The sequence below is a fragment of the Vibrio sp. ZF 223 genome, from assembly GCF_003050585.1.
Classification (GTDB): domain Bacteria; phylum Pseudomonadota; class Gammaproteobacteria; order Enterobacterales; family Vibrionaceae; genus Vibrio; species Vibrio crassostreae.
Map to the genome: position 1 here is coordinate 606,210 of NZ_PIGB01000002.1, position 20,440 is coordinate 626,649.

The following is a 20,440-nucleotide window of genomic DNA, read 5'->3' on the forward strand; positions in this document are numbered from 1 at the left end:
ATTAGCTTGATGGAAATATAACCACATTAATAGTGTGTTATTTAAGATAATTAATTTAATTAAGAGATGGATGAAATGAGTGAATTGCTGTTGTTGATTTTCTACTGTGCGTTACTAGGCAGTGGTGTTGGGTTTCTAGCCGGGTTGTTAGGTATTGGCGGAGGGCTGATCATTGTTCCTGTGTTAAGCAGCATTTTACTGTATTTAGAAGTTCTACCGTCTGACCAAGTTGTTGTCGCTGCGATCGCTACCTCGTTGGCATCGATACTGTTCACTTCCACTTCTTCTGCACTCGCTCACCACAAGAATGGAAATGTGCCTTGGGATTTGGCGCCTTGGATCATGTTGGGTGTTGCTCTGGGTGCATTGGTTAGTGGCTTTATGGCGGCTCTTTTACCAGAAAAAGTCGTTCGTATTGTGTTTGCTGTGAGCGTGGTTCTTATCGCGATTAAGATGTTCTTAAGCAGCAAAAATGACGCGCCTAAAGAGCGAAAGCTACCGAATAAAGGTGTATTAACGGTTCTGACAACCATTACTGGCGGTTTGTCGGCAATGATCGGGATTGGTGGCGGCGCGTTACTCGTTCCTTTGCTCACGTTCTTTTCGGTCGATATGAAAAAGGCGATTGGCTGTGCGTCTGCGTGTGGCATTGTTATCGCGCTATTCGGCTCTATCGGTTACATAACCTCGGGCAGTAGCCACTTTGCTCTAACTGATGGCTTTGCAGGCTTTGTTTATCTGCCTGCGTTATTGGGTATCGTGTGTACGTCTTGGTTCACGGCTCCTTTAGGCGCAAAAGCGACAAACCATTTACCCGTTCCAACCATCAAGAAGATCTTCTCAGTACTGTTGGTTGTTATCGCGGCAAGCATGGTGGCTCGTTAATGATGGTTAGTGACCTTCATCCGTTCGTAAATAAGAACACTTGATGATGCGTACATAACCGAACAAGGAGCAGTCATCAGGCTGCTCTTTTTGTTTGCCTGTCTACATTTATACGATTATGTCTATGAGTCTGTTGACAAAATCTTGTTGTTTAACCGGATTCACTGCTATAGCTAAATGTACTTGTTCAATTCAAGGGAATGCTAAAAGTGAGTGATTTATGGATCCGTTAACGCAGGGTGTACTAGGCGCTTCTTTGTCACAATCGGCGAGTAAAAAACAACATTTGGTGGTCGCTGGGATTCTAGGTTTGCTCTCTGGAATGGCGCCAGATTTAGATGCGTTTATTCAATCGGAGAGTGATCCTTTACTCGCATTGGAGTTCCATCGACAGTTTACCCATTCACTTCTATTTATTCCCATTGGCAGCTTGATTTGCGCTCTGGTTTTGTACCCTTTGATTGCAAAAAGGCGTGGTCTCTCGTTTAAACAGAGTTGGCTGTATTGCGCGTTAGGTTATGGCACACATGCTTTACTCGATTCTTGTACTACGTATGGCACTCAACTGTTCTGGCCGCTCACCAACGAACGTTACGCTTGGAATACCATTTCGATCATCGATCCTGTCTATTCACTGCCCATCTTAATATTGCTTGCGTTTGCAACATGGAAGCGAACTCCTTGGTTGGCTCGCATTGCGTTTCTATGGGCTTTGACTTATCCGACGTTAGGCATGATTCAGAGGGATAGGGCAGAAGCGATAGGATGGCAATTAGCACAAGAACGCCAACATACGCCTATTCGCTTAGAGGCTAAACCGAGTTTTGCGAATATCTTAGTGTGGAAAGTGGTGTACGAAACCGAATCTAGATACTACGTAGATGCTGTTCGAGTCGGCACTTCTGTTAAAACCTATCCTGGAGACTCTATTGCTAAACTGAATGTGAGTCAGGGTTTCCCCTGGCTTGATCCTAACTCCCAACAAGCCAAAGACATTGAACGTTTCCGTTGGTTCTCGAATGGTTATATTGCACAGGATCCAACGGATGAGCTGCGTGTTATCGATGTTCGATATTCTATTGTTCCAAACCAACTCAAAGCGCTTTGGAGCATCAAATTGTCTCAATCTGTCGATGCAGACACACACATAAAGTACGAAACCCACAGGGACAACACGCCAGAATCCAGACAGATCTTTTTTAATATGTTGAAAGGCGATTAATGGTTAGAGGTCTTGAAAGCAAAAAGGTTGAGTCAGTGATCTGCTCAGCCTTTTCTTGTGCTGTCTAACCGAGAATTATAGGTAACGACTTCTCAAATGATCTTTGAAGTATTGAGCATTGAGCATTGAGTGTTTCACCTGTCGAGCCTTTAACCAAATCATCAGTAGTTAGTAGGCTGCCTCTGATCCAAATGTTCGACTCAAACTAAGTGAATCGCCGAATGATTAGAGAGCGAGCCTAGAAACTAAAGTTATGAAAAATAATAAATAAGTTAAGGCTATTATGCCTATGGGTAAGTATTTCATACATCCTCCTCTTGTTGTCACTGGTGTTATCTCATTGAGTGACGACATAAGATATGAATTAGAGAAATGCATTATGGGTGGTTCTTAATTGGCAAATTTGAATTTCTCTAATTCATCGTATCTATGTTTTTCGACAGCAATAATGACCCCAGTTAGCCAATCGCGGCTTTGAAATTCACCTCTGGAGTTATTATGAAATTAAAACCACTACGCACAGTTGTTCCTGCATTATTGTTAGGTTTATCAAGCTCGGCTGCCTTCGCTAAAATGACACTGACAGAACGTATTATTCCAACCCCTACAGGTATTTCCGCCGAACTGGCTCAGATAATTGAACACCGGGAAGTCACTCCGCCACTTCCGGTTCCATCTACAGCGAAAGAGTGGCTCGCCCTGCAAGCAGTATTTGATACTCCAGGTATGGAGATAGCGCAGGAAGCCCTCGAACGTTTAGAGGTGACATATGAAGCTAAGCAGTTTGCGGGGGTGGATACTTTCTTTGTTACACCGAAGAACATTGCCCCCGAATACAAAGATAAATGGCTAGTACATATTCATGGGGGAGCATTTGTATTTGGTGGAGGAGAGTCTGCGTTGCGAGAAGCTATATGGGTGGCTAACGGGTTAGGGGCGCAAGTGATTTCGGTTGATTATCGCCAGCCGCCACTGCATCCATTTCCTGCTGCTATTAACGATGTTGCAGCAGTATGGGAAGAGCTGATTAAAACTCAAAAAGCGGAATCTACCGCGTTGTTTGGCTCATCAGCAGGCGGGAATTTAACGCTTGCCACGACACTTAAGCTACAGGAGCTCGATTTACCTATGCCTGGTGCACTGTTTGTTGGAACGCCAGCGGTCGACCTAAAGGAGACCTCAGACTCCTGGCATACTTTAAAAGGACTTGATGCGCTTGGCCAGAGAGAGGGTTTGATTCAAGGTACGTTTGACTTATATGCAGGAGGCGAGCCTCTAGACTCACCGCTGTTATCGCCAATTTATGCTCAAATTGAAGAGTTTCCGCCAACGATTTTTGTCTCCGGGACACGGGATTTATTGCTAAGCGATACTGTACGCATGCACCGTTTGTTGCGTAGCGCTGATATTGAATCAGAGCTTCATATTTATGACGGCCAGTCACATGGTGATTATATGAATGGCATTTTGAGTGATATGCCAGAATCCGATGATGCCTTAAAAGAACTCGGGCAATTCTTCAACACTCATATAAATTAGTTTTTAATGCACAGGGACGTGGCTTCTTTATTTAGGAGACAGTTATGACTCATCTATTTTCTTCATTGTTTACATGTGTATTGACATTATTGCGCGCTAACCATCATTACTCTCAGCATCAGTCACTCTGGGAGCATGGGGATTCTTCATCTCTTTGGCTCTCTCCAATATATGATGAAAAGAAAGGTAAGCAACGGTCACAGGTAAATGGGAACCTATCGAGAGGTAGTGAAAACTGTGTTTAGTAATGTGCCCCGTTTAGTACTTATTATGTGTTTGGCATGGGTTAATTCTCATGTATTGGCTAATGACTCTCTCGAACTTGCTGATACTTCTAGCCCAAGCCAGACATTGGCGAGCTTTATGACCGCATCTGATGTGCTAATAGATCACTGGAGAAGTGAACAGTTACACCTACCGGCAGCTCAACACGCATATTTACAAGTGATGCGTACCATGGATCTCTCTTTATTGCCTAACCGTAGTCGAACAGTGGTTGTAATGGAAAGGATTCTCTTACTGAGAGAAATCATCGATCGTTTAGACAGCGAAATACACACTAGAACTCCAGACGCGCTGCAAGTGAGTAAAGATGACCTGATCCATTGGCGTCTTGCCAATACTGACATCGTATTATCCAAACAAATGTCGGGAGATAATGTTGAGCAGTTTCTATTTAGTTCCGGAACGGTTCAGAGTTTACCTCGTTGGTACAGAACCGTAGCTGCTGTTGATTATCAAGTCGAAAACCGCACTGATTATTATCAAGAATTTGTGCTTACTCCTGGTCCTTTGTTTTCCAAAGACTTGATTCAATCATTACCTCCTCCTTTCAAGAAACTGTATGGTCCATTACCTTTATGGCAATGGTTAGTGTTAACCGGGGTGCTCACCTTGTGTTCAGCTCTTGTTAAGTTAAGTTTTTTATTAGGTGTTCGATGGAACTCCCGTTGGGAAAATTATGGGCGAAAGTGGCGTATAGGACGTCTTATTTCATTAGTTTGTACAGTGATACTTTTGCTATTAGCTAGGAGGGTGATAGATGAAGGGGTCTGGATAACAGGTACAACTTATCAGTTCTTTTCGACGCTGTTTTTATTGACACAGTTTTTCTATGTTTCTTGGTTGATCATGGCCATATTTAACTACTTTGCTGATATTTATGTATTCAATAAATATCAAGGTAAGCATGTAGACTCATCATTGATTACTGTGTTAGCACGTATTTTTGGTGGCTTAACCATTGTTATTCTGGGTATTTATGTTATCGAATTTATGGGTTTTTCAATAACCCCTATTTTGACTGGCTTAGGGGTTGGTGGTTTGGCTGTCGCGTTAGCAATTAGGCCAGTACTAGAAAACGTGATAAATGGCCTCACTCTGTACGCAGATGGTGGCGTTAAAATTGGAGAGTTCTGTCGTTATGGCAATAACAACTTAGGAACGATTGAAAGTATCGGTTTACGTTCCACACGTATTCGTACACTTGAACGTTCGTTAATCACTATACCAAATTCAGAGTTTGCTAATATGGAAATTGATAATCTTGAGCGACGGGACAAACGTAGAATGGACCATCTATTAAGGTTGCGTCCAGAGGCAACGTTGGAACAGTTACGTGTGCTCATTGTCCATATACGTAGGTTACTGTTGCAACACCCTATGATCGATGAAGATCCTGTGCGAGTCAGATTGATGGGGATTGGCGAGTATTCAATCAACATTAATATGATGGCTTATATCAAGTGTTGTGACCATGAAGAGTTTATGGCTGTGCAAGAGGATATTCTGTTTGCTGCATTAGCCTATGTCGAACAAGTAGGTGCAACTATTGCACATTCCACTCAGTACCAACTGGTGGATAAACGCAATGAAGGTGCTTTGGAGCAGAAGGAAAAAGCCGCTCAAGTGGTTGCAGGGTGGCATGAAGATCAAGCCTTCCCATTCCCTGATTTTGCTTACGAATACAAATACGAAATTCGAGACACTATCATGTATCCAGCTAAAACTTCGGCAGTACACCGAAGCTCTAGCGGTTAATCAAACCAGTAGCTCGTACTTTGTGCGAGTTACTATACTTCCGGTTGAATGACTTTATCAAAATAGTGCTGTAGTGTTTGGTGAATGAGTTGATTCAATGGGAAGCCTCGCTTGGATTGCAAGTAGCCGCCATTGATCTGTAGTTGGCGCATTTCTTTCGGAAGTAATGGCAGCGGATAACAACTTAACTCCGTTTCATTTTCTGTCATAAAACTACTGCCGAATGAGAAGGCGTCAGAATTCTTTAACTTGTTTAGCAGTACTCTTACACTGTGTGTAGATAATACAATCCTCGCTTTATAGCCTTTAGCTAAATACAAATCTTCGATTGGCGCTCTTTTTGAATTCACACCATCCACCAGGATTCGCGTGATGGGTAAGTGGTGTATATCTTCCCATTCACTAGATTGGCTGAGCACTGGGTGGTTCTTACGCGCGATGAGACTGAGCTTTATTTCTTTTAGTTTGTGTTGATATATTTCTTGCGGAAGCGGAAATACTGAAAAATGCAGCATGTAATCAATTTGGCTATTGAGCATTTCGGCAAGTGTTTGTTCTTGCCAATAGATCATTTTGAAGTTCGCATTTGGTAAAACTTTTCTCAGAGCTGAAAATATTCCCTCTCCATATTGGTCAAGCAAAAAAATATTCATTGCTATAGTGATGTCGCCAGTAAAACTTTCTGGTTCAAAATTCTTATAAGACTCAATGACTTTAGCCAATGGAATAAACATTTCCTCAGCGGCCTCAGCTAATTTTTCTGCTAACTCTGAAGGTTCTACACCGTGTGCTTTTCTAATGAAAAGCTGATCGCCAAACGTATCTCTAAGCTTTGCCATACCGCGGCTGACACTGGTTTGAGAGATACCGAGCTTATCTGCGGCAAGGTGGGTATTGCGCGTTTCAACAACCGCTTGTAAAAGCTTCAGTAGGTTTAGATCTAAATCGCGTAGTTCTCTCATAAACCGTCCTTGGTTAATTTAGAAGTGGTGGTAAAACTTAGCCATTGCTAGGTTAGGCTTATATGTAGATTAAGTGAAATGTAATAATATTCAACTAGATATTGCCTCGTTTAGAGGCAATAGCACATTAGAGTAAAAAGGATTGAGCGAGGTACAGCACACTAAAAAAAGCGGCGGCATCCGTAAATGTAGTTAGGAGAGGGCTAGATAGCATCGCAGGGTCGAGATTCAGACGTTTAAGAATCAGCGGTAGCGTTCCTCCTGTGATCACTGCTAGCGTTGAAGAAAAAAGGTACGCGACACTAACTAATATAGGTAATGCGAGATGTTCTTCGCCGTAAGTCAAAAATGAGAGTAGAGCGAGAACTGAGCCAATCACCGCGCCATTTATAATGCCGATAGGTAGCTCTTTTACGATCACGAACAACACATCTTTTGGTGACAAGTTCCCGACAGAGAGCTCTCGAATCGAAACGGCAACTGCTTGATTTCCAGCTGCACCGGATAAGTTCGCAACTAAAGGTAGTATTGCTGCTAACAGCGCAAATTGTTCAATTACGGGCTCGAATTGAGCAATGATTGATACCGCTGCGTAGCTTAATAGAACAGAAGGTAGCAAAAATGCTAGCCGGCGTAGATTACGTTTCGCGGTCGGCATGGTGCGAAACTCATCCCCGCCAAATACACCAGCTTGTTCAAGAAGCTGCTGTTTTGATTGACGAAACAGCGCCTCATTCAATTGTCTAAATCCCACAACACCAATTTGGAACCCTGAGTTATCGATTACAGGAAGGACTGGGTGTGTTGTCGTATCTAGTGCACTTTTTAGTGAATTCAAATCCCACTCAGCCGGTACCGCCAGTAGTGAGGAGTTGAGGTGCTCTTTTAGTTTCCCACCGAAAGGTAACCCAAATAAGTCTTTGAGCCTGATTGCTCCCAGATAATTACCATCTCGATCCTGCAGGTATACGTAACGCCACTCTTGATAGTTATAGCTAGAGTCATCATCGGAAATAAGATGGCTGAGCTCGGCAACCGTTGTGTCTGAATCAACCTTCAACATTTCATTGTTGCAAATACCTCCTACCGTGTCTGATTCATAATTAAGCGCTGCTTTTTCTTCTTTTTGCCAAGCGTTGGGTAAGGACGTATTTAGCTGTGTTGACCGCTCCAATGGAAGCTGAGTGAGTAACATACGGCGGTCCGGAGATTGGAGTAAAGGGAAAACTTCTTGGAGGTTCTGGATTGGCAGTTTTTCTGCTAAGTAACGTAATTGAGAGCTACTTAAGTGATCAATTAAGTTAGCCGCTAGTTCAGGATCTATTTGAGAGAGTAGCGACCAAGCGTGAACTCTTTGATCATCATCTAGTCTCCTTAATGCATTGGAGATCGCTGGTGTATATGCGTGGAGCAAGGTTTCGCGTAAGAGCTTGTCTTCCTCCGTTTCAAGGCTAGTGAGTATTGACTCGTAAAGGTGTTCGGACTCTGTTGAGTGTGACGCTTTTGAATGTAAACGTGTCGTTGATAAAGTCATGGGGCCTCAGCATTATTCTTGGTAGTGATGATTAGGATCGTTCAAAAGACTCTGGTTAGATGACCAGAGTCTTCAAGTCATAGGCTTAATCGAACATTAAGATGATATAGGCCAAGAATAAGACTAAGTGTGTGGCGCCGTTGAGCGGGTTGGTTCGGCCACTACTGAAACTGACACTCGTCATCAGTAAGGTCGTAATTAACAAGACCATTTCGGCAGGTGCTAGACCGAGATGAATCGGTTCATTCATGACACTTGATATCATCAGTACCGCAGGCACAGTCAATGCAATTGTTGCCAAGACAGAACCAAAGAAGAGGTTCATCGCGCGCTGAAGTTGATTGGTAAGAGCTGCTTTGACTGCGCCAACCGCTTCGGGAGCCAGAATGATCAACGCGACAATTAAACCGCCTAATGCGACGGGGGCACCCATGGTAGAAATACCATCATTAATCGGCAGTGCGAGGCTTTTTGCCAGTAGAATTACCACAATCAAGTAACCAATTAGCATCAAGCTGTGGAATAAATTACTTTGCAATGGCCCATGATGGTCGTGGTGATCTTCGTGATCCGAGTTAATAAAGTAGTCAGTATGGCTACGAGTTTGAATGAACAAAAAGACCGCATATAAAGCAACAGAAGCGAAGACTAAAATCCACATTAAGCTTGATGACATATTTCCTAAAGCGTCTACGCTCGCAAAGTTGGGTAGCACTAAGCACAGCATCGCGAGTGGAATAATGGCGACTAAGTAAGCTTTGATTCCATGAAGGTTATAAGTTTGAGTGTGATACTTTAGGCCGCCAATCAGTAAAGTGATACCGACAAACCCATTGAGTACAGCCATGATCACAGCAAACATGGTATCGCGTGCGAGCACAGGGTTTGAATCACCAGTAAGCATGATTGATGAGACCATAATGACTTCAAGCAATACCACAGAAAGCGTCAATATGAGTGTCCCATATGGGTCACCAAGCTTTATAGCGAGTGCGTCAGAGTGACGGACAACAGCAAAAATAGCAGTCATGACGACATAGAAAAGTAAGGCGGTGAGCAGTATATAGGACATGGATGATAAACCGCTCATGAGTAGGTTATCGCCAACTAGTTTGAAAAATAGTATAGCGATAGCACCTGTGAGAAGTACATGTTCTTGTTTAAGTAGTTTGAGCATGATGACCCTTTTTAGTGGTCCTAATTGCTCGTCATAATCCTTTAACGAGAAAGCGAGGATAAATTTAAGTAACTGATTCCAATCCAGTCTTTTATGTGCGTAGCAGCAAAGCTAAGCAGTATTCAAAGCACCGATGAGAGGTGTTCATCTGTGAAACGAAAGCGAGAAAGAGTCACAGGTAGGTGGTGGCATTCTTTCTCTGATTCATCGGAGGGGAACAAATTAGAAACGGTAATTCAAACCAACAGACATCAAAAATTCGGTGCTTTGGTAGAAATCGATATTCGATGTGTTTAGGGTTGCGCCACCAAATGATGTCACGCTCCAGTTCTCCCAGTTAGGGATATCGTTGTATTCATAAGCCACGAATACTCGGTGGAAATAGTCAGCGCGCTCTTGATTAAATAGCGGGTTAACTGATTCAAAATCGCGATAACCATGGCTACTCGTGACAGCAAAATGATGATCATTTAAATTGGCAAAATAGGTGGCTTCAACTTTGTATTGATTATATGAAGCCGCAGAACCTTCAGCGTTATGATCGGTATAACTGAATGCAGTAATTAGTCCTGAGCGATGGTTTAGCATCGACAGGTATTGCCCTTTTAAAAAATAGGTATCATGATCTCTCGCTAACTCTTGATAAGCGACTCCTTCATTATCAAGTTCTGAGGTCGCATAGCCTAAATCGAAAGAAACTCCGGTATTGGCAATATTCGATAGCTTTAGACGATAGGCATCGCCTTCAACGTCGGTTGTTATTCTTTGTGTACCTTCTAGGTAGGGGTTGTCCCAAACTTCGCCGGAAACAATTGTCGGAAGGTAAGCTATGTCTATTTGCGTTCCATCTGGTAAGTCACGTTGGTATCCAACCTCAAAGGCGAGAGTACCGACGGCAAGATCGTCACGAGACGTACCTGCATAAACTCGGTGGGTGTCTTGAGTATCTAGCGCCAAGTTTAAGTTTCCAAGAGGCGCTGCAAAGATCTCGTTTGTGTGAGACACATTATTATTTAGGCCCTTTAACATTCTGTCGCCGTTGGGATTTAGATTTGAGTTAGAGGTGGCAAACCCCGTATTCACTGAGAACTCACCACTAACTCGACTTGAGTCGAAAGCTTGTGCTGCAAGGGGTAGTGTCGATAGTAGCGAAATAAAAGGTAGGCTTATCTTTTTCATAACATAGCTCTCCGCATGATTAATTAAATGTGTGATTCGTTGGTTGAATTATTTGATGGAGTGGATAGTAAGTTTGTGTATGCGAGGAGGCGACGGTTTAGAGAAATTCATATATGAATTGAAACGATATGCAAAATTGAATTTCTTTAATTCCTCCTTGATTTAGTCCAGATATGGATAATGGACAGTACGTAAACAGTTATGAGAGAAGGAATATGGATCAACATTTGATTCTAAATAACCGGCGTTATCGAATCTGCGATTTGGGCGAAGGGGAGTGTACGTTAATGATCACTGCGGTGAGCTATTTAGACTCATTAACGGATTTCTATTTGCCACGCTGCAATAAGCGATTGATTGTGTTGGATATGTCGGAGTCATGGCCTTTGAATACAGATGTTGTTAATCAAATTGAAGCGGTGCAACTTATTGATGACATTTGTTTACTACTGGATATTTATTGGCTAGAAGACGTAGAAATTGTATTAGAATCGCCGATACAAGATATGGTTCCATCTATTATTAAGTCTTTGGAAGGGCGCATAACTAGGGGAATATACCAAGCCAAGTAAGTTAGTGTCGGGCGTTATGTTTGAACTGTGTTGAAGAGGCTAGATTGCTGACTGGTCATGATAAATATATTGTACTAATCATTAAGTAGCGAGCCAGCAACTCATCGTTAATGCGCTGCTGGCTATTATAGTTAGCCTTTAGATAACGACTTCTCAAATGATCTTTGAATTATTGAGCATTGAGCATTGAGCATTGAGCATTGAGCATTCAAAGTTTCACCCGTTGCGCCTTTTCCCTGAAATCCGAGATGAACCTTTTTTCCATAATCTAGCGTGTAAAAGTATTTGCCAGATCGATGTTGCATTGCCTCACATCACATATATTAATAAAACCCATAATGCTTACATTTATAAATGTGATTTATATCTCCATTCATTTTTTGATTACTTTCTAAGCTTAGTTGGTTTTTATCCAATTAAACAGAAGGTTATATGATAAATAGAATAATAACACTAAGTGGCGTTGCATTACTTTGTTCAGCGAGTGCACACGCGCAAATGCAAAATGGAAGTTTCGAAAACTGGGAAGGAAACGTACCATCTGGATGGAGTGTGATTGACTCCGGCATTGCAGTTTCACCCTCTAGCGTTCCTGTAAATAACGGCAGTTTCTCTGCGCAAGTAACAGTGAATACAGGCACTCAAAGTAATACCGATTTTCTGCAAACGATACGTGTTGAACAAGGGAAAACTTATGATTTCTCTGTCGATGTTTACCACACGGAAGGTAACGTGAAAGCTCGCCTTTTTGTTGATGGCTATTTAGGCTACTCGAATAATGGTTTAACGAATCAGTGGCAAGCATTGACTCACTCGTACAGCGCTACTAGCACTAAAGATATCGTTGTGGGCATACGATTTTATGATGATGCAGGTTTTGATGGTTCGGAAGTGGTGTATTTAGATAACTTTCAGCCGACGGAGACTCCACCAACACAAAGCTGCAATGATACAAGTGCCGCACTCACGCTAGTGACGGATAACTATGGTTCTGAAACCAGTTGGTCTCTCAAAAACTCAGTTTCTCAAACTCTTTATTCTGGTTCAGACTATAAAAATAACACCATCAATGAAGTGGAAATGTGTTTAGCGGATGGTAGCTACATCCTAGAAGTCTCAGACTCTTATGGAGATGGAATGTGCTGCAGTGGGGGAAATGGTTCATACAGTTTGTCGGTAAACGGAACCGTTGTGGCATCTGGTGGTGATTTCCAAGCAAGTCAGAGTACAGAATTTACGATTGGTGGTTCAACTACACCACCAACTGAACCACCAGTGTTAGGTGAGTATTACAAAGACGCTGAAGGCAAAGTGGGCTTTGCGTTAAAAACGGCCTTATATCAAATTATTGATAATCATAGTAGTCAGGGTTACACCGCTATTTGGACGTTGGTGTCTGAGGCTGACCTAGACGCATACTATGACACTGATGGGTCGATTCTCGATATGTATTCGGAGAAACCTTCAGGCTCAGATTCAATCCAATTTACTAAGGTGGCCGATCAATGTGGTCAATACAGAAAAGAAGGTGATTGCTACAACCGTGAGCACTCATTCCCGAAAAGCTGGTTTGGTGGAAAAGTCGAGCCAATGAACTCTGACGGTCACCATCTATTTGCCACTGACGGCTACGTTAACTCGAAACGTAGTAATTGGCCATTTGGTGAGGTGAGTAGCGCGACATACACATCAAGTAATGGTTCTAAGTTAGGCAGTGCAGCGAACTCTCTTGGTTATGTAGGTACGGTGTTTGAGCCAATTGATGAGTTTAAAGGTGATTTCGCAAGAGCATATTTCTACATGGCAACACGCTATGAAAATGAAATCGCTAATTGGGAAGGGAACTCTACAAGCTCTGATGCCGTTCTGGATGGAACCAATACAACCGTTTTTGAACCTTGGCTACTTACTATGCTAAAGCGTTGGCATTCTGAAGATCCAGTAAGCCAAAAAGAAATTGACCGAAATAAGGCGGTATATGATTTTCAAGGGAATCGTAATCCGTTTATTGACCATCCAGAGTTTGTAAGTCAAATCTGGGGGAATTAATCGGAATATAACCACCATGACAATGGCTTCATGATTATTGAATTGAGCCCAATCCTTTGTTTGGGCTTTTTTATTGAGAGGCATTAGAGAGCATGATTTTAAATATTTGAAAAAGCATATTGTCTGAAGACCCGTATACTTGTCAGTGATCTACACCATCAAACTGGACGCTATGTTAAGCGACTTTCCATACCTTTAGTTATCTCTGAATTGTTAATTTAGGGGAAGCTGTAGCTCATTTATGCCCCATTTTTAGTTTCGCCAAAAAGCCTACGTTCTCGGTCGGGTGGGTTTTGACCACATATAACTAATCTGACACCCAAAACTCACAAAGTCCGAAAAGTGGCCGTCATAGTGTTGTTCTTAGCTCAAATGAATTTGCTGATTTTTGCCCTGAAAATCGCACTGAAAGCGTTCCAAATATCCGCTTAAAGCGTTTTAGGCGGTCTGAGGGTTGTTTGGGATAGCAAAATCGCACATTTGTCATAATAGGAATAATGAACACTGAATTTAGAATTTGGTTTAAATATTATGTCGAAATTACGAATCCGTCTTAAACGTTGTTAGCCGTATTTTCACGGTGATTAATCCAAAACATATTTTTGACTTAAAGCAAACTTACTAATTTCTTCAGAATATTCCTGCAAAAATTTATTCTTATCGATCTGAGGCTCGGCGATATGTGGTGGTACTTGATCCATAAATGAGAAATGATCGCCACCTTCAATAACTCTCATTTCCACCATTTGCGGATTAGGAATGGTTTGAGCCAACCATTCCGTTTGGGCGCTCGGTGTAATCTCATCTTCTGAGCCAACCCACGCAAAAATGGGAATATTAACTGTGTCAAGCGAACCTGGAGCATAAAAAAACTTAGTTGGCGCAGCCAAAATTACCAAAGACACGAGTCTGTTGTCCGGTAAAATATCAACTATTTCTCTTGATCTCGTTTGCATCTCTGCGCCAGCTAAAGCGATAAGTGTAGCAGCACCAATCGAGTGCCCTATTCCTATCACTTTTGAATTAGGTTGTGTACATGCTTTTAGAGAGAGGGACAGTCGTCTTGCTCTAAGAGATAATTCAATTTTATTAGGAAAATGATTTGTAAGCATCTCAAAATATGGAGCAATTATTGTACACCCTGATTTTTTTAGTGTATCCAAAAGAGTTGAATATCGTTCAGGCATTCCACCTGCGCCGACAGAAAACAGTATAACTGGACTGTTTTGTTCACCAGACTCGTGTACCAAAACTTTAAATGGTTCACCGCCATCTTGTATTATCTTGGTTTGCATAAAATTTCTCCTAGGCTTTGCTATTGTGGATACACTTAGCTCTTTATATTCGGCGATGAGCCGTTCTTTCGTTTTGAGCTATTTTGGGACAGTCAACATGAATTTAAGGGCTTAAAAGACGGTTTAGTCTATTTAGATGGTAATATGACTCTTCCTTAATTGAGTGTAGATTTTACGTAACGCTCGTTGTGCGTAGGTGGTTGATTTACCATAATTGCATTTACTATTTAATTGGTAGGTAGATCTCTGTTAACAACCCACACTCATTAACTTCATGAGCAAAGTTTAAGTAACGGAAGAAACAAGGGGAGTCTCTTAATTCTTCGCCACTATCTGGCAGCCATTTATGGTACAAGTGATACACGGTGTTACTAATACTATCATGGCTTCCTTCATGGACAGCCATGGCGCATCTGCCACTTGGTATTGTTCCAGATTTTATTCCATAGGCGTTTGCTAGAACCTCTCCTCCGTGCAAGCCACAGATATCAAACTGAAACTCATCATCAGGCGTATCGTTTGGGTCAGAGTGAGGAATACCAAATGTTTCGCTGGTATTTATTGGAGATAAACCTGTTGATTTTCGCCAATTTATGAACTTGGCTACTGTCTCGTATACCAGTCTTGGGCTACCTTTATGTTCAATTAATGCAACTTCTCTTTTTTCGAAGTCTACGACTTGAACGTCCTTTACACTTTCTCCTGTTATCGGTGGATGATATTCATACTTTGAGTGCCAAGTACGCCACTCAGGCTGATTTCTAAATTGGGAAGGTGATTGTCCAAATATCCTAGAAAAAGCACGGCTAAAGGCTTCTAGGCTTGTGAAGTGAGCTTCAAAGGCAATATCAGTAACACTGTACTCTGACTCGAATGCTAACCTGAAAGAAGCGCGTTTCATTCGTGCCAACAACACATATTGCATAGCGCTAATCCCCATAAACGCTTTAAAGATACGATGAAAGTGGTACTTTGAACTGGCAGCTACAGAACTTAGCTGCTCAAGTGAGAACTCGCCATCTAGGTTACCATCTATAAAATCGCACACTTTTTTTATTTGTCGTTCATGATGTTTAATCACGCTCACTGCTTTTTATACTCCAACTTAAAAATCTTAGAAATGATAATACCCAAGAAGATTTTATTATGCCTGATTGAAATTGCTAGATGACGGGTAGTAGACAGTTTATGGAGGGCTAATACTTATGCTTAATTGCCATATCAACAAGCAATAACGTCATCTTAACTGCGTAGCACTCAGTGCTTACTTCTGTTTGTTTTCGTTGACGGTTAGCACCTCAGTAAAAAGTGTAATACAGCATTTTGCAGTACTAAAACTTATCCGTAGTTTTCTAATTTAAGTGGCTACTCTAACAAGGTTTTGTCCAATTCCGTGCTAGCAGGTACCAGGATATTCCGTGATTTTTAAGTTCGATGAAGGGATAAAGCCTTCAAATCAACCTAAGTATGTTTTGAAAATGTGATTAAAAAGGCTGAGTCAGTAATCTGCTCAGCCTTTAATTCATTCGCTGTTCTATACAGCCTATTCCATTAAAGGTAACGGCTTCTTAAATGGTCTTTGAAGAATTGAGCATTCAAGGTTTCACCCGTCGCGCCTTTCACCAAATCATCGGTACTCAGCAGGCTCCCTTTGCTCCAAATGTTTGACTCTAACCAAGTGAAGATCGGTGATAGATCACCGCTTTCAATTACTGAGTTCACATCAACCGTTTTCTTCATTGAAGCCATGAACTGAGCCGCGTACATCGCACCTAATGTGTAAGATGGGAAGTAGCCGAATGCGCCGTCTGTCCAGTGGATGTCTTGCATACAGCCGTTAGTGAAGTTGCCTTGAGTGCTTAAACCAAGGTAAGACTGCATCTTAGTGTTCCAAAGTTCAGGAACATCAGTGTGTTTGATTTTGCCGTTAATCAGGTCACGCTCAATCTCGTAACGTAAGATAACGTGCGCTGGGTAGGTCAGCTCATCGGCATCAACACGGATGAAGTCTTTCTTTACGCGTGTGTAGATCTTCTGGAAGTTCTCTTTCTCAAACTCTGAGCCTGAGAATTGCTGACCAGCCAAGTTTGCTAAGTGCCCGATGAACGGGTCGCTGCGGCCAACTTGCATCTCGAAGAACAAAGATTGAGATTCGTGGATACCCATAGAGCGTGCTTCGCCCGCCGGTTGGCCTGCTAGGTGTTTTGGTAAGCCTTGTTCGTAACGTGCGTGCCCTGTTTCATGCACAATGCCCATTAAGCTTTGAACGAATTCCGCTTCGTCGTAGCGCGTTGTGATACGCACGTCTGAAGGCACGCCGCCACAGAATGGGTGAACACTTTCATCCAATCGGCCGTGTTCAAAATCGAACTGAAGCAGCTTCATGACTTCTAAACCCAGTGCTTTCTGTTTCTCAGTCGAGTAGATACCAGATGGCGCGTTAAATTGCTCGCTCGATTGCTTTTCGATCACTTCGTCAATCAGGGTTGGAAGCCATGTTTTAACGTCTGCAAATAAGATATCCAGTGAAGCAGAGCTGGTGCCCGGTTCATAGATATCAAGCATCGCATCATAAGGCGTTAAGTTAGCGGCATCTGCGCGGATTTGTGCTTCTTCACGTGATAACTCAACCACTTCACGCCAGTTCTTTTCAAAACCAACCCAGTCGTTGTTACCGCGTTGGCTACGCCACGCATGTTCACATTTTGAACCCGCTAGAGATTTCGCTTCAACCAGTTTTTCTGGAAGTAGGTTTGCTTGTTGCCACTGGCGTTTAATTTCACGAAGTGATGATTGTTGATCGTTGTTCAGCGCTTCGTTTTCAGCGTCTGCGATCCAATCGCCAAGTTGTGGTTGAGTCATTAGGCCGTGAATATGAACCGAAAGCTCGGCCATCGCTTCGCTACGCGCTTGGTTACCACCAGCAGGCATCATTGAAGCTTGGTCCCAGCCACAGATAGAGGCTAGGTGTTGAAAGCGTGAACATTTTTGAGAGTGTTCGACTAGTTTTTTGAATGCGCTCATTTGACTACTCTTAATTTGGTTTCTTTAAATGATCCTTAGGGCCGCGTCAGCGTTAAGTTTCATCTCTCATGTACTTTGATTATGGCTCTGCTTTTTAATGGCGCAGACCTCCGTAGTCGAAGATATAGCGAGAAAAGCGTGAGGCGGTACGATGCCTTGAATTTACTATTTCTTAACAAATTAAACTGTACCATTGTGCACAAAATCAGTGACTTGTATAGCTGGTGGCAATTGTTGCTTGCGAATTTTTCAGATACACGGTATTGATGATAGATCGCTGAACAAGAATGACAATAATATGGATATTTTGAACTTTGAGGCATTTCTGATTGCCATCACGATTTTAACGTTAACACCAGGCTTGGATACGGCTTTGGTAATTCGCAATACCAGTCGCTCTGGCTTATCTGATGGTGTGATGACCAGCTTTGGTATCTGTAGTGGTCTTTATGTGCACGCCTTTTTCTCTGCAGTGGGTATCTCTGCGATTCTTGCTCAATCAGCTGAACTCTTTCAAGCCGTTAAAATGGTGGGTGCGGTTTACCTGATTTGGCTTGGTTTAAGCAGTTTACGCGCCTTAATGAAAAATGGTGGCGGGCTGAAGGTTGGCGAGCAAACTCATCAAGCCTACAGCGCAAAACGTTCTTTGCGTGAAGGTTTCTTATCTAATGTGCTTAACCCGAAAACAGCGGTTTTCTATTTGGCTTTTTTGCCTCAGTTCGTAAACCCTGAAGGTTCGCCGTTATTACAATCTATGTTGATGGCTTCGGTACACTTCATGATTGCTATGCTGTGGCAATGTGGCTTGGCTGGTGCACTTAACTCGGCTAAAAATTTGCTAAAGAATGCGAGCTTTATGAAGTGGATGGAAGGTGTGACTGGCATAGTGCTGGTGGGGCTGGGCATTAAGCTTCTCATGGAAAAGCCGGTTTAGGTATTTCTGGTTCGTGATGAACGTATTAAAGCCCACGCTAGGTTATTGTGACCAAATTAGCGTGGGCTTTATCGTATTACGGGGTAAGCGTTCTGTTATCGTGTATCTACACTATATTAGTCAGCTAGACGAACGTTGAACTCAGCCCCTTCAAAGCCTAGGTCGCTCAGTTCTTGAGCATCAAAGTTGGTCGTTACATCAATATTACCAAGCTGTTCAGTTATTTGGTTTTCGCCGTCAATACTGCTTTCAGAACGCAGACCACCTGCATTCAGCGGTTTAGCTTGGCCAATTTCGATTGTACCAGCGTATTGAGATTCTGCGTAAAAATCACCCGATACGTAAGAGTGGAAGGGACGTAAGCTTCCGCCTGTTGCGTATTGCATGTTAGATAAGCCTGCTTCTTTAATTGCCCAGCCCCAGTCCCACCATTTTGATTCGCCAGGAATGTAGCGGTGGTCCCACTGGTAACGAATGTCAGCAGAGTGATCGCTCGTACGACCCATAGTGAACGTATGTCCGATAGTAGGGCGGTTGTCCGGGTGCGTATGCCATGCGTTGCCACTCCAGCGAAGGAAACCATAGAATTCAACGTCGTAAGCAATATCGGCGTTAAATTGGTATGGGTACGAGATAGTTGAACGGTACAGCTCGACTTTAATAGGGATCTCAGAGTGAGCAGGAACCATCGGACGCGCTTGAAGCGTTACCGTCTCACTTGAAGAGCCGCCATTCGTTTTTGCGAAGCTTTGATTAGCTTCAAAGTTGATGGTGAGCTTGGTATCACCAACTAAAGGCCATTTGAACGTATTCTCAGTAGAAACGCTTTCAGAAAAACCGTAGCTGTTTGTTTTTGACCAGTTTGTAGACTCATCTACTTTTAAGTCAACGACAACTTGCTGTGCAATATCACTATAGTTTCTAGCGGTTGCGTGAACTGTTTTTATGAGTTCGCGATCTGACTCTGTCACCTCACCGTGCGAGAAGTTGTCATCGTTAACAGTGTAGGTAAAATTATCAACGATGATTTGTGTTTTATTACCACAGTGATACCCACTACAAGAGCCGTTGTTGTTTCCTTGAATTACCCAACGATCGCCGGAACGATCTATGACCATATCTTCGCCGACATAAGGGCTGTTATTGCCGCCAACCCAAGCGTACCCGAGGAAATGAGCCAAGTAACTTAGAGGACGTATAAAGTCTTGGCGATCAGTGACTAGGCCATACTCAACATCAATTTCATCGCCTTCTGGCACCGATTTAGCTGGGTAGTTTGGAATTTCTGATTGGTAGTCATTCGGGTAGCAGAAGGTTTTATCGTTTGGCGTATCTTGTTTGATTAGCCCGTAATAACCCGGCCCCATAATTACCCAGTTGTCTTTAAGGCCAACAATATCCCAAGTGCCCATGCGCGGTAGTAGTGAGTTTTTATGCTCTTCTGCTTCAAAGCGGTCTAAAGGGCGATAACCTGCACGACAGACATCATCGCCTAAATTGTCACGCACGATTTGATCTGGGTATATTTTCGCGTTTACTCCGGTCGATAGTACAGACAACACTGCCGCTGCCAAGATACTTTTATTTTTACTGATCACTAATAATCCCCTCATTTTCTTTTTTATATTGGTAATGCTGTTTTGCCTTGCTTACACAGGACCATTTCACTTTTTCATACTGATAAAAATAACGATACTGAAAATGATTGAATAAATTTGTTCTTATAAATCAATATTTTGTAATGATTCTATTAATATTTGATGAAATTTTGATGCAACGAAGAGAGATTTTCTCGGCGCACTTCATAATGAATTTAGAAAAATGAAACTTTTTTAGGATTCGATGTACGTTAATGTGGTTTTAACGTTAAAGATGTTTCCGTGATTTACCATGGATTACCAAATAATAAGCGTCGTTGTAAATGACGGGTCGGCATGAGGGATGAGAATGAACGATGGGCGTTATTGAATCGATAATTATTCTCAAACATATCATTTGGAAATAATACTAAGTCGTTTCTATGGGTAT

General features: G+C 42.4%; 15 protein-coding genes and 1 pseudogene. 7 read left to right on the plus strand and 9 right to left on the minus strand.

The features are described 5' to 3' along the window. The first annotated feature begins 75 nt into the window (after positions 1-75). On the plus strand, positions 76-885 hold the full coding sequence (locus tag CWO13_RS07265; protein ID WP_107899203.1) for a sulfite exporter TauE/SafE family protein: 810 nt from the start codon (positions 76-78) through the stop codon (positions 883-885). A gap of 220 nt (positions 886-1,105) precedes the next feature. After that, a complete protein-coding gene (locus tag CWO13_RS07270; RefSeq protein ID WP_107899185.1) occupies positions 1,106-2,107 on the plus strand; it encodes a metal-dependent hydrolase in 1,002 nt (333 codons plus the stop codon). Between the two features lie 75 nt (positions 2,108-2,182). On the opposite strand, the pseudogene CWO13_RS23805 reads toward CWO13_RS07270, so the two are convergent. Further along, positions 2,183-2,309 (minus strand): annotated as a pseudogene (locus CWO13_RS23805) (carboxypeptidase); the annotation flags it as partial. A gap of 296 nt (positions 2,310-2,605) precedes the next feature. On the opposite strand from CWO13_RS23805, the gene CWO13_RS07275 reads away from it, so the two are divergent. Then, positions 2,606-3,646 carry an alpha/beta hydrolase gene (locus CWO13_RS07275; RefSeq protein ID WP_107899186.1) on the plus strand — a complete coding sequence of 347 codons (1,041 nt, stop codon included), beginning with the start codon at positions 2,606-2,608 and terminating at the stop codon, positions 3,644-3,646. Between the two features lie 363 nt (positions 3,647-4,009). Continuing rightward, the gene (locus tag CWO13_RS07280; protein ID WP_241902318.1) at positions 4,010-5,686 is read left to right on the plus strand and encodes a mechanosensitive ion channel family protein; all 1,677 of its coding nucleotides are present in this window, start codon (positions 4,010-4,012) and stop codon (positions 5,684-5,686) included. Positions 5,687-5,718: 32 nt separating this feature from the next. Here the strand turns inward: CWO13_RS07280 and CWO13_RS07285 are convergent, their stop codons facing one another. The 4 genes from CWO13_RS07285 to CWO13_RS07300 form a co-directional block, all read right to left on the minus strand. Beyond that, complete coding sequence (locus CWO13_RS07285; RefSeq protein WP_108021156.1) at positions 5,719-6,648, minus strand: LysR family transcriptional regulator; 930 nt, start codon at positions 6,646-6,648, stop codon at positions 5,719-5,721. Between the two features lie 127 nt (positions 6,649-6,775). After that, positions 6,776-8,182 (minus strand): magnesium transporter, encoded by a 1,407-nt coding sequence (locus tag CWO13_RS07290; protein ID WP_102433353.1) that lies wholly within the window; start codon positions 8,180-8,182, stop codon positions 6,776-6,778. An 85-nt stretch (positions 8,183-8,267) separates the two neighbouring features. Next, a complete protein-coding gene (locus CWO13_RS07295) occupies positions 8,268-9,359 on the minus strand; it encodes a calcium:proton antiporter (RefSeq protein WP_102433352.1) in 1,092 nt (363 codons plus the stop codon). Between the two features lie 222 nt (positions 9,360-9,581). Next, positions 9,582-10,538: a DUF2860 family protein gene (locus CWO13_RS07300; RefSeq protein ID WP_102433351.1), complete on the minus strand. Its 957-nt coding sequence runs from the start codon at positions 10,536-10,538 to the stop codon at positions 9,582-9,584. A gap of 215 nt (positions 10,539-10,753) precedes the next feature. Here CWO13_RS07300 and CWO13_RS07305 point away from each other — a divergent pair, with 215 nt between their 5' ends. Together CWO13_RS07305 and CWO13_RS07310 are read left to right on the plus strand one after the other, a co-directional pair. Then, on the plus strand, positions 10,754-11,110 hold the full coding sequence (locus CWO13_RS07305) for a hypothetical protein (protein WP_102433350.1): 357 nt from the start codon (positions 10,754-10,756) through the stop codon (positions 11,108-11,110). 432 nt (positions 11,111-11,542) lie between these two features. Beyond that, positions 11,543-13,159: an endonuclease gene (locus CWO13_RS07310; protein WP_108082695.1), complete on the plus strand. Its 1,617-nt coding sequence runs from the start codon at positions 11,543-11,545 to the stop codon at positions 13,157-13,159. 584 nt (positions 13,160-13,743) lie between these two features. Here the strand turns inward: CWO13_RS07310 and CWO13_RS07315 are convergent. The 3 genes from CWO13_RS07315 to CWO13_RS07325 all read right to left on the minus strand — a co-directional run bounded on the left by CWO13_RS07315 (position 13,744) and on the right by CWO13_RS07325 (position 17,478). Further along, positions 13,744-14,454, minus strand: coding sequence for an alpha/beta hydrolase family protein (locus tag CWO13_RS07315; protein ID WP_057623078.1), 711 nt, complete (start codon positions 14,452-14,454; stop codon positions 13,744-13,746). A 223-nt stretch (positions 14,455-14,677) separates the two neighbouring features. Then, on the minus strand, positions 14,678-15,541 hold the full coding sequence (locus CWO13_RS07320) for an AraC family transcriptional regulator (protein WP_057623080.1): 864 nt from the start codon (positions 15,539-15,541) through the stop codon (positions 14,678-14,680). A gap of 464 nt (positions 15,542-16,005) precedes the next feature. Continuing rightward, positions 16,006-17,478: a carboxypeptidase M32 gene (locus tag CWO13_RS07325; protein ID WP_108082696.1), complete on the minus strand. Its 1,473-nt coding sequence runs from the start codon at positions 17,476-17,478 to the stop codon at positions 16,006-16,008. A gap of 298 nt (positions 17,479-17,776) precedes the next feature. Between CWO13_RS07325 and CWO13_RS07330 the strand changes: the two genes are divergently transcribed. After that, positions 17,777-18,412 carry a LysE family translocator gene (locus CWO13_RS07330; RefSeq protein ID WP_107899194.1) on the plus strand — a complete coding sequence of 212 codons (636 nt, stop codon included), beginning with the start codon at positions 17,777-17,779 and terminating at the stop codon, positions 18,410-18,412. Positions 18,413-18,528: 116 nt separating this feature from the next. Here the strand turns inward: CWO13_RS07330 and CWO13_RS07335 are convergent, their stop codons facing one another. Then, the gene (locus CWO13_RS07335; protein WP_108082697.1) at positions 18,529-20,010 is read right to left on the minus strand and encodes an aerolysin family beta-barrel pore-forming toxin; all 1,482 of its coding nucleotides are present in this window, start codon (positions 20,008-20,010) and stop codon (positions 18,529-18,531) included. Between the last annotated feature and the right edge of the window lie 430 nt (positions 20,011-20,440).

Coding starts and splice junctions, on each gene's coding strand:
- CWO13_RS07280 (WP_241902318.1), top strand. CDS start 4,010: ATGACCGCATCTGATGTGCTAATAGATCACTGGAGAAGTGAACAGTTA.
- CWO13_RS07265 (WP_107899203.1), top strand. CDS start 76: ATGAGTGAATTGCTGTTGTTGATTTTCTACTGTGCGTTACTAGGCAGT.
- CWO13_RS07305 (WP_102433350.1), top strand. CDS start 10,754: ATGGATCAACATTTGATTCTAAATAACCGGCGTTATCGAATCTGCGAT.
- CWO13_RS07270 (WP_107899185.1), top strand. CDS start 1,106: ATGGATCCGTTAACGCAGGGTGTACTAGGCGCTTCTTTGTCACAATCG.
- CWO13_RS07300 (WP_102433351.1), bottom strand. CDS start 10,538: ATGAAAAAGATAAGCCTACCTTTTATTTCGCTACTATCGACACTACCC.
- CWO13_RS07330 (WP_107899194.1), top strand. CDS start 17,777: ATGGATATTTTGAACTTTGAGGCATTTCTGATTGCCATCACGATTTTA.
- CWO13_RS07295 (WP_102433352.1), bottom strand. CDS start 9,359: ATGCTCAAACTACTTAAACAAGAACATGTACTTCTCACAGGTGCTATC.
- CWO13_RS07290 (WP_102433353.1), bottom strand. CDS start 8,182: ATGACTTTATCAACGACACGTTTACATTCAAAAGCGTCACACTCAACA.
- CWO13_RS07285 (WP_108021156.1), bottom strand. CDS start 6,648: ATGAGAGAACTACGCGATTTAGATCTAAACCTACTGAAGCTTTTACAA.
- CWO13_RS07310 (WP_108082695.1), top strand. CDS start 11,543: ATGATAAATAGAATAATAACACTAAGTGGCGTTGCATTACTTTGTTCA.
- CWO13_RS07315 (WP_057623078.1), bottom strand. CDS start 14,454: ATGCAAACCAAGATAATACAAGATGGCGGTGAACCATTTAAAGTTTTG.
- CWO13_RS07325 (WP_108082696.1), bottom strand. CDS start 17,478: ATGAGCGCATTCAAAAAACTAGTCGAACACTCTCAAAAATGTTCACGC.
- CWO13_RS07275 (WP_107899186.1), top strand. CDS start 2,606: ATGAAATTAAAACCACTACGCACAGTTGTTCCTGCATTATTGTTAGGT.